Below are 14,418 nucleotides of genomic sequence, written 5' to 3' on the forward strand. Positions count from 1 at the left end.
TTTTAGGACTAAGAAACGAACCGCAGAGAACGCAGAGAACACAGAGGAATAAGAGGAGTGACAGAGTTTTTGCGCTCATTCCTCTAATTGATATTTAACCAGCAAACATCATGAATTCACTAACCCTACTTTTCACACCCATCCAACTTGGTGACTACACCCTCCCCAACCGGATGGTAATGGCACCAATGACACGTTTGCGGGCAATTGAAAGCATCCCCAATTCCTTAATGGCAACTTACTACACCCAACGGGTAAGTGCGGGGTTAATTGTCACCGAATGTACGATGGTTTCACCCCTCAGCCTGGGATACATGAACTGTCCGGGTATCTACACAGACGAACAAGTTGCCGGATGGCGGTTGGTAACAGATGCAGTGCATGAAAAAGGGGGACGAATATTCTTGCAACTTTGGCATTGTGGGCGAGTTTCGCACCCCAGTTTACTTGATGGACAATTGCCAGTTGCGCCAAGTGCGATCGCTGGTGTTGGCGAACTTCACACCCCTGCTGGCAAAGTATCTTTAGAAACACCCCGCGCTTTAGAAACCGATGAAATACCGGAAATAGTCGCACAATTTCGCCTCGGTGCAGAAAACGCAAAAGCTGCTGGCTTTGATGGAGTGGAACTCCACGGTGCTTTTGGTTATTTGATAGATGAATTTTTGCAAGATGGTTCCAATCAACGCACAGATGAGTATGGCGGGTCAATCGAGAAGCGATGCCGATTTATGTTAGAAGTAGTTGAAGCCGTCGTCAGCGTCTGGGGTGCAAACCGTGTCGGCATCAAGCTTTCACCGAGTAACACCTTCTACGGAATGCATGATTCCAACTCAAAAGAGACATTTACTTATGCGATAAATGCGCTAAACTCCTTCAAACTCGCTTACCTTCACCTCATGGAACCGAATGAAGTCGATTTGAAAACCCGCGACATCATGAACCCCGTCACACCTTACTATCGCCAAATATATCAAGGTACATTAATCACCAACGGCGACTACGATAACTTAAAAGGCGATCGTATCTTAGCTAGTGGCGATGCAGATTTAGTATCTTTTGGCAAATTATTTCTCGCCAATCCTGACTTACCAAAACGCTTTCAACTAAACGCCCAATTAAACACACCAGATCCAAAAACATTTTACGCCCCAGATGCCAAAGGCTACACTGATTACCCATTCCTAGAACTTCAAAATACTTAAATAAATCACAACTTCTCCAAATAGTCAAGCATTATAACTGACAAACCGCAAAATCTTTTCCGCCTTATAATTATTCACAGAACAGCTAACAAAACGCACGACTGAAATATAAGAAATACTTTCCCAAATATTTCTTAACATATCGAGACTTACGCAAAAATCCTCTCTCATCCTTCTTTCTCTGCGTCCTCCGCGCCTGGTGCGGTTCGTCTCATTACTTTACGTAAGTCCCGTATAGCCGTTTTCAAGACTGTTCCCATCAACTATAGCGGCTCTATGTTTGAATAAACTACATAGATTCTCCAGTTTACACTTACTAGGAATCTGTAATTCATCCAACAGCGACTCGCTATAAACATTACCTTCAAAGGTGACAAAATTATGGATCTGTCAAACTTTACCACTCACCAAAACTTAGAAGCTGCCTTTGGTGGTGAATCGATGGCGAATCGCAAATATTTGTTTTTTGCTGACGTGGCACGTAAACTAGGGTTTGCAGACTTAGCGAAACTTTTTAGAGAAACAGCAGAACAAGAAACACAACACGCTTTCGCACATTTTGTTTTGCTACATCCAGAACTAGTTGTAGAAGATCCAACAGCTTTAACTGAAGAACAAAAGCGAGAAATTATGTCTCGCTGTTTATCTTTGGCAGTTGAAGGTGAAACCTATGAATACAGTACAATGTATCCAGAATTTGCCGCAGCAGCTCAAAAAGATAGAGACAATCCGGCTACAGAAGAATTTCTCAAACAAGCTAAAGAATCAGCCGATCATGCTAATATATTTCGCGAAGCCGCGCATCGTTTTGGCTTGCTGAAATTCGTAGAAAATTACCACGCCGATCGCTACGCAGAAGCTTTAGAAGTATTGAATGGAGGAAAGGCAGCACCCAAAGCAGCAGGTGACGATGCAAAAACTCGCAAATGGATTTGCAAAGTATGCAGCATGATTTACGATCCGATTGCTGGCGATCCCGATTCAGGAATTGCACCGGGTACACCTTTTGAAGAAATTCCCGATGATTGGCATTGTCCCATATGCGGTGCTAGCAAAAAAAGTTTTACACCGCTTGAGGAGAAAATTGCTGCTTGATATAGCAATAAATTAGGTATTTTATTAAGCACCTTGGCGTGGTATCTCTAGAGATGCCTCGCCAATTTGCCTATTCGCCTACAAAATAATATCATGAATTCAGAAGAAAATCAACAATTTGAACGCCAAAAACCACTTTATCAAGACACCAATTTTCAGATAATTTGTGCAGTTTCTCTAATGGCAGTTCTCGGAGTAGCCAGCGTAGGTCCAGCTTTTCCCTATTTAGCTGAAGCCTTGAAAGTTAATCCGAAAAATAATGGTTTATTGGTTACAGTATTCACCCTTCCGGCTGTAGTTTTAGGTCCTGTAATTGGTGTCCTTGCCGATAGATTGGGCAGAAAGAAAATTATCGTTCCCTCACTGTTTTTATTTGGAATCGCTGGTACGGCTTGCGCTTTTGCCCGTGACTTTAACCTTTTATTATTGTTGCGTTTCTTGCAAGGAATTGGTGCTGCTTCTTTGCCTTCTTTAAGCGTCACCTTACTTGGCGATTTATATGCAGCAGACAAACGCACTACTGCAATGGGTTACAACGCTAGTGTCAGCAGTATCGGCACAGCAAGTTATCCTGCAATTGGCGGTGCATTAGCAACAATTGGCTGGTTTTATCCCTTTATGCTGCCGATAGTAGCGATTCCTATCGGCTTGTTGGTGTTATTGAAATTAAAAAATCCGGAACCCAAAGGAAACCGAAACTTGAAAGAGTATTTGAGAAATGCTGGCAAAGTTCTCCAAAATCGCCAACTTTTTGGACTTTTCATTGCCAGTGCCGCTAACTTCTTTCTCCTCTACGGTGCTTATGTAATTTACTTACCACAATTAATTAAAAATATATTCAAACAACCGCCTTGGACAATTGGATTGATACTCTCAAGTGTTTCTGTGGCGCTTGCTATCACAGCTTTACAGTTAGGAAAAATATCCCGAAAATATTCCGCAACAACTTTAATTAGAGCATCTTTTGTTTTGTATGCGTTAGCTCTATTCATTGTTCCCTTCCTACCCAGTATCTGGTTATTATTAATCCCAACCACAATTTTTGGCGTAGGTTTGGGTATTGGTTTGCCCAGTACCCAAACACTTTTAGCAGAGTTAGCACCAAGAGAATATCTGGCTACAATTCTATCGGTGAATGGTACATTTTTCGGTATAGGACAAACCTTAGGACCGCTGCTGATGGGAATAGTTTTTGGTATTGGCGGAATTAATAGCGTATTTTTTACAGGTGTAGGTTTTGCAATTCTTACCCTGATTGTGTTTAGATATTGCACTTGCTTGTAATACGCAACCCCCTGGTTTATACCGTAAGCAAGATGTGTAATATCAACTTTACCTAAATACTGTTTTTATCTGTTTTGCGTAATAGGGAATGGGGCATGGGGGAGCCAGTGCGTTGGACGGGTTTCCCGGCTTGAAGCAACTGGCGTCATGGGGCATGGGGCATGGAAAGAATCCTAATTAGAACGCGCATCAAAAATCGAGCATCTTTAATTCCCAATGCCCAATGACGGCAGGTGCTTCAAGTCGGCATCCCCGCCCAACGCACTGCCTCCCCAATGCCCCATTCCCTAGTCCCAGACTACACTGCTAGGAAAAAGTCAACTGAACTTAATATTATTTAATGAATTAGCGATGAAAGTAGGATCTGCATACACAAGACTCTTAGTCTCTGACTTGAAAACTTCCTTTGATTTCTACAAAAATGTGATGGGATTTGAAGTAAAAAACGAAAATCTAGAAGATGGATACGCTGAATTTAAAGTTGGAGACATGAAACTGAGTTTATTTCGGCGACAAGAAATGGCAAAGATGATTGCCAATACTGCCAAGCCACCTCATGCCGAATGTCAAGATAATGTAGCCTTAATTTTTACAGTGCATGATGTAGAAGAAGAATATGAGAAATTAACCCATCAAGGTGTTAAGTTTACCACTGCTCCAATGAACAATCCCTACTACGGAATTAAAACAGCTTATCTACGAGATCCTGACGGAACTTTAATTGGGCTATTTGAATTGTTAGTCTAACTGTTAGTAGTTAGTAGTTAGTTGTTGGTTGTTGGTTGTTGGTTGTTGGTTGACAGTCAACAGTTATCGACTAACCACTATCCACTATCTACTCCCCACTCCCCACTCCCCACTCCCCCACTCCCCCACTCCCCACTCCCCACTCCCCATTCTTGAAACGCTATGGCTAAACCTGTAATTCTGACGGTTGATGACGATCCAGAAGTTTTGCAAGCTGTGGCGCGGGATTTGCGTCAGGAATATGGCGATCGCTTCCGCATCTTGCGTGCCGAATCTGGTGCCAGTGCCTTAGAAGCATTAGAACAAATAAAACTCCGCAACCAGCCAGTGGCACTGTTCCTCGTCGATCAGCGGATGCCGCAAATGTCTGGTGTCGAGTTTTTAGAACAAGCGCTATCCATGTTCCCAGACGCAAAACGCGCACTGCTTACCGCTTATGCAGACACCGATGCAGCAATTCGTGCCATCAACACCACAAAAATCGATTACTACTTAATGAAGCCGTGGGATCCCCCACAAGAACGCTTGTATCCCGTGCTGAACGATTTGCTTGACGATTGGCAAGCCACATTCCACCCACCATTTGAAGGCATTCGCGTCATAGGCAACCGCTGGTCTCCCCAGTCCCATCAAGCCAAAGACTTTCTCGCCCGAAATCAAATCCCCTATCAGTGGATGGACATCGAATTATCACCAGAAGCGCAGCAGCTCGTTGAATACGCCGATTGTGATACATTACACCTACCCCTTGTCCTCTTCGCCGACGGTACCAACTTGATGCAGCCAAGCAACGTGCAAATTGCCGAGAAAATTGGCTTGCAAACCCAAGCAGAAAAACCCTTTTATGACTTGATTATCATTGGTGGCGGTCCCGGTGGTTTAGCCGCTGCCGTATATGGTGCATCAGAAGGGCTACGCACCGTCATGATAGAACGCGAGGCTCCAGGCGGACAAGCCGGCACCAGTTCCCGCATTGAAAATTACCTCGGCTTTCCCGTGGGTTTGAGTGGCGGCGATTTGGCGCGGCGTGCCGTGACTCAAGCAAGACGCTTCGGGGTGGAGATTCTCACACCGCAAGAAGTTACGGGAATTCGCGTAGAAGATCCGTATCGTTTTGTGCAGTTATCCGACGGTAGCGAAATCAGTTGCCATGCCCTCATATTGGCGCTGGGTGTGGCTTGGCGGCGGTTGAACGTACCCGGACTCGAAAAACTAACTGGCGCAGGCGTGTACTACGGTGCAGCGCAAACAGAAGCGATGAGTTGCCAAGGGGAAGAAGTGTATATCATTGGAGGGGCAAATTCAGCCGGACAAGCTGCGATGTACTTTTCTAAATACGCCTCGCATGTAACGATGTTGGTACGTGGCGACTCTTTAACTAAGAGCATGTCTCAATACCTAATAGACCAAATCGGAGAAACACCGAACATCACAGTAAAGACACATACTAGCGTGATTGAGGCAAAAGGTGAGACTTCTTTAGAAGCGCTGACAATTGTGAATGCGCTGACAGGGGAAACGCAAACAGTGCCGGCGACATCACTATTTATCTTTATTGGTGCCCAACCGCGCACCGAATGGTTAGATGGTGTAGTGGAAAAAGGCGATCGCGGCTTTATTTTAACAGGTCCCGATTTACAACTTAACGGACGCCGCCCGAAAGGATGGACGCTTGAACGCGATCCTTATCTATTAGAAACCAACATCCCCGGTGTTTTTGCAGTCGGTGACGTGCGTCAAGGTTCAGTCAAGCGAGTTGCTTCCAGCGTCGGTGAAGGGTCAATTTGCGTTCAATTTGTGCATCAATATCTCAGCAACGTAGTGTGAAACCTCTCCCCAGCCCCTCCCCTACTAGGGGAAGGGAGTAATTTTCCCCCTTCCCTTGTAGGGAAGGGGGTTAGGGGGTTAGGTTTTTACATAAAACAATGAATTTTTGATGTCACAATGAAATAAAAATAGAGAGGTAAAATCCATGCAACAAATAACTCTCGCTGAAGCATCTGAAAACTTGTCCGAATTAATTGAAGCCGCAATTAATGGTGAAGAAATCGTGATTACAATCATACGAACAGCCAGTTGTGAAACTAACTTTTGTATCGCCAGTGAAACGTCGCCCCGCCAAAGCTGGTAGTGCTAAAGGTTTAGTCACAATATCAGATGATTTTGACGAGCCTTTAGAAGACTTTAAGGATTATATGTAATGAGGTTGCTGCTGGATACTCATACATTCATTTGGTTTGTAATTGATAGCCCTCGAAGTGTCTAGGTTTCTGCATCAAACAATTAAATTTTCACACCACTAAACATAGAGAGGTAAAGTTTATGCAACAAATAACTCTCGCCGAAGCATCTCAACATTTGTCCGAATTAATTGAAGCCGCAATTAATGGTGAAGAAATTGTCATTGTCAAAGATAACCAGCCTATTGCCAAACTCGTGCCTTTTAAGCGTGGTCGCCGTGCTGGTAGTGCTAAAGGTTTAGTCACAATGTCAGATGACTTTGATGAGCCTTTAGAAGACTTTAAGGATTATATGTAATGAAATTGCTGCTAGATACTCATACATTCATTTGGTTCGTCATTGACAGCCCTTGAAGTGTCTAGGTTTCTGCATAAAACAATTAAATTTTCACACCACTAAAAATAGAGCGGTAAAAACCATGCAACAAATAACTCTCGCTGAAGCATCTCAACATTTGCCCGAATTAATTGAAGCCGCAATTAATGGTGAAGAAATCGTGATTACAATCATACGAACAGCCAGTAGTTAAACTCACTCCTGTCTCGCCAGTGAAACGTCGCCCCCTATTTGGAAGCGCTAAAGATTTGATTACGATATCTGATGACTTTGATGAGCCTTTAGAAGACTTTAAGGATTATATGTAATGAGATTACTGCTAGATACTCACACCTTTATTTGGTTTTTTAAGGGCAATACCCAACTTAGTAATCAAATACGGGTGTTAATTGAGGATGAAAATAACAAAAAGCTAATTAGTACAGCCAGCATATGGGAAATGGCGATTAAACAAAGCATCGGTAAGCTGAGTTTTCATCTGCCATTTGAGGAATTCATCACACAGCAACTCAGTCTTAACGACTTCAATTTGCTGAAGATTAAAATAGATTATCTTATTGTAGTTGCAAAGCTACCTCTTCATCATCGCGATCCATTTGACCGACTTTTAATTGCACAAGCAATAATTGAGCAAATACCAATTTTGAGCGCTGATTCTGCTTTTGATGCTTATCCGATTCAGCAGTTGTGGTAAGTAGCGAAAAAGAAGAAGTTTTGCGCGATCGCCTCACACAGTTTATCAATATTGATACGGAGTTGTTATGCTGCACGATCCCAACCAGAACACACTGTTTCCGAAACTGCCTGATGAAGCATTACAGGAGATGCAGCAATTTGGCAAAGAAATTAAGCTAAACAAAGGCGATATCCTATTTAATGAAGGCGAATCAAACTATAACTTTCATGTTGTTTTATCAGGCGAAATTGAGATTACCAAACACGTTGGTGATGAAACAAGACTGTTAGCAGTGCATCGTCGAGGTGAATTTATGGGTGAATTGTCGATGTTGACTGGTTCCGCATCAATTGCTAATGCGAAAGCGTTATCACCCAGTCGCGTTTTGCAAGTTGATATTGATACTTTTAGACATATCATGGCAGAATGTTCGCCTTTAGCTGATGTCATTCTAACCGCAATGGCGGGGCGAACCAAAGACGTAGAAGTACAACTTAGGCAACAAGAAAAGCTAGCAGCGCTAGGTAAAATGTCAGCTGGGCTAGCACACGAATTAAATAATCCCGCCGCAGCCGGAAGACGCGCAGCAGGGCAACTGCGCGATAATTTTCAAAACTTGCAAAATCTCGCTTTGCAGTTAAATTCACTCAATAAAGAACAACTAAATTTTATTATCAATTTTCAACTGCAAGCGACACAACACACAACCAAATTCGACACACTTACCCAAAGCGATAAAGAAGATGAAGTTACAGACTGGCTAGAAGACCATGATGTTAGTAATGCTTGGAAACTTGCCCCTACATTAGTTAGCGCCGGCATTGATGCCCAAAAGTTAGATACTCTCGCCGACAAGATACCTGAAGACTGTCTTAGTAACGTTTTGATTTGGTTAGAAGCCGCACTCGCTTCTCATGGACTTATCAACGATATTGAACAAAGTACCAGCCGCATCTCTGACTTAGTGAAAGCAATTAAAGGCTATTCTTACATGGATCAAGCTGCATTGCAAGAGATAGATTTGCATGATGGAATTGAAAATACTTTGCTTATTCTCAATCATCGGTTAAAAAAAGGAGTTATTGTTAATCGCGAATATGATAAGACTCTGCCACGGATTTGTGCTTATGCTAGCGAACTCAATCAAGTGTGGACAAATCTAATTGATAATGCCATTGATGCGATGGATGGAAAAGGCGATTTGACGATACGCACATACAGACAAAATAGCTGTATTGTAGTCGAAATTGCCGATACCGGAATGGGAATACCGCCAGCGATTCAAACTCGAATTTTTGAGCCATTTTTTACTACAAAAGGCGTGGGCAAAGGCACTGGGTTAGGTTTAGAAATTGCTTATAGAATTATTGTGAAAAGACACAAAGGTGATATTCACTTTGAATCCCAACCTGGTAATACTCGTTTTCGAGTAAGTTTGCCTATCAAATTAGTTAGTGATTCATGCAAAAAAGAGTGATAAATTAGGAGTTGAAAAATTTGATAATTTTAAATTTAAATTCACTAGATTTAATAGCACTTAAATTGTAGGGTGCGTTATGCTTTTAGCTAACGCACCAACGATTATGCTTGGTGCGTTGCGCTATGCGACAACGCACCCTACAGTAATTTGACATTTATTTACATAGATTGAATTTTTCTTGCCGACTTACTTAAAACTCGCTATGACTACCCTTTTTGAAACTAATCGCTTGATTATCCGCAACTGGATACCCGAAAAAGATGCCGAATCAGTCTTTGAAATGTACAGCGATCCAGATGTAACCCGCTTTATTGGCGGCATGATTGAGGAAAGTGTAGAATCGCAACGGGCGAGCCTACAAGAAATTATTGACCGCTACGCTAAACTCAGTAAGGGCACTGGTTTCTGGGCAATAGTTGAAAAAGAAACTGGACAGATTGTAGGAGCTGTCATGCTGAAACAATTACCCGATACTGAAAATAACTTAACCGAAGATTATGAGGTAGGTTGGCACTTACGGAAGTCTTCTTGGGGTAAAGGTTACGCGACTGAAGCTGGACAAGCAGCTATTAATTATGGGTTTAATATCCTCAAGTTGCCAGTAATATATGCTGTAACCAAACCGGAAAATCATGCTTCAATTAGTGTTACCCAAAGGCTGAATATGGTTCCTATAGGTCGCACCAATAAATATTATGGTGGTATCGAACTCAAATTATTTAAATTACTTCCTGATTAATATCTGTCCAAAATATAAAATCTAAAATCGCTTTATGCTTGATATCAACACTTTACGCCAAGTACCACTTTTCACAAAGTTACCGGAACAACGTTTGCAATGGCTGCTTGAACAAATTACAGAATTATGGTTAGAACCTGGTGAAATTCATCGTCAAGAAGGAGATCCAGCAAATCATGTTTTTGTACTGTTAGAAGGGGAAATTAGAATTACGCAAAAAGAAGGCAATCAAGAAGTTTTATTAGTAACATTCAAACCCAAAACGTTATTTGGTGAATTACCTGTTTTAATGGGTGAGAAAAACTTCTGGGTAACAGGAAAAGCAGTAACTCGCAGCCATATTTTAGAATTGCCAAACGAAGCCTTTTGGGAACTGCTTTCGAGTTGTACATGTGTGATGATAGATATTTTGCAAAATATGGCAAAACGTCTGCAAACAGTGCAATCAATATCACAACATCGAGAAAAGCTAGTATCATTAGGCACTTTAGCCGCTGGATTAGCACACGAGTTGAATAATCCTGCCTCAGCCGGTCGCAGAGCCGCTGGACAATTGCGCCAAACTGTGCAGGTATTGCAACCATTGACAATTAAGCTGAATCAACAGCAGATGAACTGTGCCCAAAAAGCCTTTTTATCTGAGTTGCAAGAAGATGCAATACAACGGGCAAAAACAACAACAAAACTCGATCCGCTGACTCAAAGCGATCGCGAAGATGAAATCACACAATGGCTAGAAGATCGTAACATCAATAATGCTTGGAAACTCGCTCCCAATCTCGTTACAGCCGGAATTGACATCGACTGGCTTTTGAATGTTCAACAAAAAGTAGGTGATTTGTTGCTGGGTGATGTCCTCACTTGGATAGAAGTAACTTTGCAAGAACTAGATTTGTTAGAAGAAATCGAGCATAGCACTGACCGTATTTCTACTTTAGTACAGGCAGTCAAAGATTACTCGTACATGGATCAAGCACCCTTACAAGAAATAGATATTCATGAAGGGTTAGAAAGTACGATTACAATCTTGAATCACAAGCTAAAACAAGGTGTAGTAGTCAAGCGTGAATATGACTGTCATACCCCGCGTATCAGCGCTTATGGCAGCGAATTAAATCAAGTGTGGACTAACTTAATTGATAATGCCATTGATGCGATGAACGGGCAAGGTGAAATTCAAATTCGCACCGTCTGCGAAAACGATTTCTTACTAGTAGAAATTGCTGACAATGGTCCGGGAATTCCTCCAGAAATTCAATCCCACATTTTCGAGCCATTTTTCACCACCAAAGGTGTAGGACAAGGAACCGGCTTAGGTTTGCACACCGTTTATCGCGTCGTTGTCGGGCAACATTTAGGTGATATCCGCCTATTTTCTCAACCAGGAAAAACAAAATTTCAAATTCGCTTGCCAACGAATTTATCTTCGTAGTAAGCACTCTTGGTAGGGTGCGTTATGCAATGCTAACGCACCGCGACTCCTTAAACAGATTAGATCAAGAAGGTGCGTTACTTCGTTAACGCACCCTACAAATTACTACAAATTACTACTTAACTATCAGGAGAATTTCATGAGTACATGCACGCATCTCAATCAAATTCAAGAAGTTACAGCTAGCGCTAACGGTTGTGAAGAATGTTTAAAAATGGGGGACACATGGGTGCATTTGCGCCAATGTCTTCTTTGCGGACACATCGGTTGCTGCGACTCTTCAAAAAACAAACACGCCACCAAACACTTCCACGCCACCAATCATCCGATTGTCAAATCCTTTGAACCGGGTGAAGAATGGCGTTGGTGTTATATCGATAAAACTTTCGTGTAGAAAATAAATTCTTAGCTGCTGCGACTAAAAAACACAGCAGCTAGAACAATTAAACTCAAAAGCGCGAAAGGAACCCAAAGATTAGGGATATCTGATAGACTCATAATTTCAAATTAATCCGCATAAGAGCGATAATTCCTTTTATATATAGCAGCTTACGAAGAATATAATGACATCTCCAGAAACAGTAATATGGCTACAAGAACGCACAGCTTTAGGAACTCTTGAAGCTGAAGTGTTAAATGCGATCGCCCAACAAATCGAAGAACAAATCATCCCACCTCAAACCAACTTAGTTACAGAAAACACTACCCCAGAAGCACTTTACATTCTTGTCGAAGGTCAACTCGAAAGCGATAGCAGCAATCAAGCCAACCCAACTTTAGCGATCGGCTTTCTTCCCGGTGCCGTGATTCACCTGCAAGAATTGCTGTTAGACCAGCCGACGCAACGCACCATCACCACTGTTACAGAATGCCATGTTTGGGTTGTGCCTGCCGAAAAATTTCGCGCTTTAGTCAGTGAATACCCGGAAATTTTTCAAGCTGTTTCCCGTCAATTGGCGCAGGAATTGGCGAATTTAACATCAGCCTTTACCTACGAACAAGAACGTACTATTGCCTTGCGTCCGTATTTAGTCACCAAAGCGCGACGCGGAATTGTTGGTACAAGTCGCTATGCGGTGCGTTTGCGCGAGGAAATTCGCGAAGCTGCAAGCGATCGCAAATCTGTCTTGATTTTCGGTGAACCAGGCTTAGAAAAAGACAATATCGCTGCTTTAATTCACTTTAGTTCTAAACAGCGACGCGAACCGATTATCAAAGTGAACTGTGGTATCCTGCAAACCAGCGGTGCAGATTTATTCGGACGTGCTGGCGGCAAACCCGGACTGCTGGAATGGTTGGGAGAAGGTACTCTTGTCCTTAATAACATCCAAGAAACTCCGCCAGAGTTAATGCCACAAATAGTAGATTTAATCAAAAAATCTACGTACAATCCCGTAAATCGTTCTGAAGAAGCAGCCGCACCCCGCACTTCTCGCGCTCGGATTTTGATTATTTCCGAAAAAAATCAGCCGCAAATCGAACGCTGTATCGGTCATCACATCAAAGTGCCACCGCTACGAGTGCGGAAGGCTGATATTAAGGCTCAGGTGGATTATTACATCAGTCTTTACACTCAGGCTAAGGGTAATTATAAACAAAAATTAGCACCAGAAGCATTGCGCCGTTTGCAATCTTATGATTTTCCTGGCAACTTGAAAGAGTTGCAAAATTTGGTAGAAAGAGCGATCGTCCAAGCTGGGGAAGCGCGGGAATTAACAGAAGAAATTTTCTGGTCAGCGGACACGAAGAAAAAGCGATTTCGGGTGAATTTGTTGAATGTTTATCCAGATTTGTGGAAATTTCTCCGCAGTGCGTGGTGGCCCGATCGCATTAATTATGGCTTTACTGCCGCTGCTTTTGCCTTGATTGTCGCAGTGTTATTTATTGGACCGCAAACACGCGATCGTAATTTCGCTCTCAATCTATTTTGGGCTTGGTGGTGGGCTTTTTTCCTATTTCTCTTTCCCTTTCTCGGTCGCGTGTGGTGCGCTGTTTGTCCCTTCATGATTTACGGAGAAATTACCCAAAAACTCTCTTTATGGTTGTTTCCTCGAAAACTCAAACGCTGGAATCGAGAGTTAGCAGAAAAGTGGGGTGGATGGTTTCTCTTTGGACTATTTGCCCTAATTTTTCTGTGGGAAGAACTTTGGGACTTAGATAATACAGCTTACCTTTCTGCTTGTTTGCTGCTGTTAATTACCGCCGGCGCGATGATTTTCTCTGCCATTTTTGAACGGCGTTTTTGGTGTCGATATCTTTGTCCCATCGGCGGGATGAACGGCTTATTTGCTAAACTTTCAATGACCGAACTTCGAGCGCAGCAAGGTATTTGTTCCGCCACTTGCACTACTTATCAGTGTTACAAAGGTGGACCGGAAAAAGGCGAAGGAATGGAAACTAACGGGTGTCCATTGTATTCGCACCCAGCACAATTAGAAGATAATAAAGACTGCGTGCTGTGCATGACTTGTCTGAAAGCTTGTCCCCATCGTTCCGTTGAGTTTAATTTGCGTCCCCCCGGTGTTGAATTGTGGACGACTCATGTAGCCCACACTTATGAAGTAGCACTGTTGTTTTTATTATTAGGTGGAGTGTATTTGCATCGTTTACCAGAATTGCAATCTTGGTTAGGATTACATCTCGATTTAACGCAATTTTGGCAACATTTAGGATTATCACTGCTAGCTTTGATTATCCCTGTAGCTATTCCCTTTGCGGCATATGGCTTGACGAAAATAATAAATTTTGGACGTAAGCCGAAAGCATTTATAGAACTCGCTTATGGCTATTTACCATTAGTTCTGGGCGGTAACTTAGCGCACTATCTGCGTTTGAGCCTAGAAGAAGGCGGACGCATTATCCCAGTAACTTTTGCCACTTTTGGTCTAAATGGCGAACAGTTGCCTGTATTGGTTGCTCACCCAGCGGTAGTTGACTTTTTGCAGGGTGTTACCTTGATTTTTTCAGTTTTGTTGACGATAGTGTTAACCCAAAAAATTGCTCGTCAACCGATGCGATCGCTCTTTTGGCAACACTTAGCAGCTATTACACTAGGCGCTAGTATGTGGGCGATTATAGTGTCTTAAGCTCATCCCACCCCAGCCACGGAGTGGGATGAGAGCGGGCATGGGGAATGGGGCATGGGGCATGGGAAAGAATGCCAATGCCCAATGCGATAGGGCC

Annotated in this window: 15 protein-coding genes and 1 pseudogene; all 16 read left to right on the top strand. The window is 42.7% G+C overall.

The features are described from left to right. Nucleotides 1–110: 110 nt before the first annotated feature. On the top strand, nucleotides 111–1,205 hold the full coding sequence (locus AABK37_RS16715; RefSeq protein WP_432552682.1) for an alkene reductase: 1,095 nt from the start codon (nucleotides 111–113) through the stop codon (nucleotides 1,203–1,205). Between the two features lie 381 nt (nucleotides 1,206–1,586). After that, entirely contained in the window at nucleotides 1,587–2,300 is a 714-nt protein-coding gene (rd, locus tag AABK37_RS16720; protein WP_432552683.1) for a rubredoxin, read from the top strand. Nucleotides 2,301–2,393: 93 nt separating this feature from the next. After that, nucleotides 2,394–3,584, top strand: a complete 1,191-nt coding sequence (locus AABK37_RS16725) for an MFS transporter (protein WP_432552684.1) — start codon at nucleotides 2,394–2,396, stop codon at nucleotides 3,582–3,584. Between the two features lie 351 nt (nucleotides 3,585–3,935). Then, nucleotides 3,936–4,331, top strand: coding sequence for a VOC family protein (locus AABK37_RS16730; protein ID WP_432552685.1), 396 nt, complete (start codon nucleotides 3,936–3,938; stop codon nucleotides 4,329–4,331). A gap of 24 nt (nucleotides 4,332–4,355) precedes the next feature. Next, nucleotides 4,356–4,487 (top strand): hypothetical protein, encoded by a 132-nt coding sequence (locus AABK37_RS16735; protein ID WP_432552686.1) that lies wholly within the window; start codon nucleotides 4,356–4,358, stop codon nucleotides 4,485–4,487. A 6-nt stretch (nucleotides 4,488–4,493) separates the two neighbouring features. Continuing rightward, the gene (locus AABK37_RS16740; protein WP_432552687.1) at nucleotides 4,494–6,158 is read left to right on the top strand and encodes an FAD-dependent oxidoreductase; all 1,665 of its coding nucleotides are present in this window, start codon (nucleotides 4,494–4,496) and stop codon (nucleotides 6,156–6,158) included. A gap of 145 nt (nucleotides 6,159–6,303) precedes the next feature. Continuing rightward, complete coding sequence (locus AABK37_RS16745; protein ID WP_432552698.1) at nucleotides 6,304–6,462, top strand: type II toxin-antitoxin system Phd/YefM family antitoxin; 159 nt, start codon at nucleotides 6,304–6,306, stop codon at nucleotides 6,460–6,462. After that, nucleotides 6,434–6,532 carry a DUF2281 domain-containing protein gene (locus AABK37_RS16750; RefSeq protein WP_432552688.1) on the top strand — a complete coding sequence of 33 codons (99 nt, stop codon included), beginning with the start codon at nucleotides 6,434–6,436 and terminating at the stop codon, nucleotides 6,530–6,532. Before AABK37_RS16745 ends, AABK37_RS16750 begins: the two co-directional genes overlap by 29 nt. A 121-nt stretch (nucleotides 6,533–6,653) precedes the next feature. Next, complete coding sequence (locus tag AABK37_RS16755; protein ID WP_432552689.1) at nucleotides 6,654–6,869, top strand: type II toxin-antitoxin system Phd/YefM family antitoxin; 216 nt, start codon at nucleotides 6,654–6,656, stop codon at nucleotides 6,867–6,869. Nucleotides 6,870–6,990: 121 nt separating this feature from the next. Beyond that, nucleotides 6,991–7,216: pseudogene (locus tag AABK37_RS16760) on the top strand (type II toxin-antitoxin system Phd/YefM family antitoxin). Next, nucleotides 7,216–7,602, top strand: a complete 387-nt coding sequence (locus tag AABK37_RS16765; protein WP_432552690.1) for a type II toxin-antitoxin system VapC family toxin — start codon at nucleotides 7,216–7,218, stop codon at nucleotides 7,600–7,602. Before AABK37_RS16760 ends, AABK37_RS16765 begins: the two are co-directional and overlap by 1 nt. A 67-nt stretch (nucleotides 7,603–7,669) precedes the next feature. Next, nucleotides 7,670–9,061 carry an ATP-binding protein gene (locus AABK37_RS16770; protein WP_432552691.1) on the top strand — a complete coding sequence of 464 codons (1,392 nt, stop codon included), beginning with the start codon at nucleotides 7,670–7,672 and terminating at the stop codon, nucleotides 9,059–9,061. Between the two features lie 205 nt (nucleotides 9,062–9,266). After that, complete coding sequence (locus AABK37_RS16775) at nucleotides 9,267–9,803, top strand: GNAT family N-acetyltransferase (RefSeq protein WP_432552692.1); 537 nt, start codon at nucleotides 9,267–9,269, stop codon at nucleotides 9,801–9,803. A gap of 34 nt (nucleotides 9,804–9,837) precedes the next feature. Next, nucleotides 9,838–11,235 carry an ATP-binding protein gene (locus AABK37_RS16780; protein ID WP_432552693.1) on the top strand — a complete coding sequence of 466 codons (1,398 nt, stop codon included), beginning with the start codon at nucleotides 9,838–9,840 and terminating at the stop codon, nucleotides 11,233–11,235. Between the two features lie 139 nt (nucleotides 11,236–11,374). Then, complete coding sequence (locus tag AABK37_RS16785) at nucleotides 11,375–11,629, top strand: ubiquitin carboxyl-terminal hydrolase 14 (protein WP_432552694.1); 255 nt, start codon at nucleotides 11,375–11,377, stop codon at nucleotides 11,627–11,629. Between the two features lie 169 nt (nucleotides 11,630–11,798). Further along, entirely contained in the window at nucleotides 11,799–14,321 is a 2,523-nt protein-coding gene (locus AABK37_RS16790) for a sigma 54-interacting transcriptional regulator (protein ID WP_432552695.1), read from the top strand. Nucleotides 14,322–14,418 lie beyond the last annotated feature (97 nt).

Source organism: Tolypothrix sp. VBCCA 56010, assembly GCF_050875635.1.
Taxonomy (GTDB): Bacteria; Cyanobacteriota; Cyanobacteriia; order Cyanobacteriales; family Nostocaceae; genus Hassallia.

What these genes read in the sequence shown, in the direction of transcription:
- AABK37_RS16765 (WP_432552690.1), top strand. Translation starts at nt 7,216, where the DNA reads ATGAGATTACTGCTAGATACTCACACCTTTATTTGGTTTTTTAAGGGC.
- AABK37_RS16775 (WP_432552692.1), top strand. Translation starts at nt 9,267, where the DNA reads ATGACTACCCTTTTTGAAACTAATCGCTTGATTATCCGCAACTGGATA.
- AABK37_RS16715 (WP_432552682.1), top strand. Translation starts at nt 111, where the DNA reads ATGAATTCACTAACCCTACTTTTCACACCCATCCAACTTGGTGACTAC.
- AABK37_RS16755 (WP_432552689.1), top strand. Translation starts at nt 6,654, where the DNA reads ATGCAACAAATAACTCTCGCCGAAGCATCTCAACATTTGTCCGAATTA.
- AABK37_RS16740 (WP_432552687.1), top strand. Translation starts at nt 4,494, where the DNA reads ATGGCTAAACCTGTAATTCTGACGGTTGATGACGATCCAGAAGTTTTG.
- AABK37_RS16770 (WP_432552691.1), top strand. Translation starts at nt 7,670, where the DNA reads ATGCTGCACGATCCCAACCAGAACACACTGTTTCCGAAACTGCCTGAT.
- AABK37_RS16730 (WP_432552685.1), top strand. Translation starts at nt 3,936, where the DNA reads ATGAAAGTAGGATCTGCATACACAAGACTCTTAGTCTCTGACTTGAAA.
- AABK37_RS16745 (WP_432552698.1), top strand. Translation starts at nt 6,304, where the DNA reads ATGCAACAAATAACTCTCGCTGAAGCATCTGAAAACTTGTCCGAATTA.
- AABK37_RS16780 (WP_432552693.1), top strand. Translation starts at nt 9,838, where the DNA reads ATGCTTGATATCAACACTTTACGCCAAGTACCACTTTTCACAAAGTTA.
- AABK37_RS16790 (WP_432552695.1), top strand. Translation starts at nt 11,799, where the DNA reads ATGACATCTCCAGAAACAGTAATATGGCTACAAGAACGCACAGCTTTA.
- AABK37_RS16725 (WP_432552684.1), top strand. Translation starts at nt 2,394, where the DNA reads ATGAATTCAGAAGAAAATCAACAATTTGAACGCCAAAAACCACTTTAT.
- rd (WP_432552683.1), top strand. Translation starts at nt 1,587, where the DNA reads ATGGATCTGTCAAACTTTACCACTCACCAAAACTTAGAAGCTGCCTTT.
- AABK37_RS16785 (WP_432552694.1), top strand. Translation starts at nt 11,375, where the DNA reads ATGAGTACATGCACGCATCTCAATCAAATTCAAGAAGTTACAGCTAGC.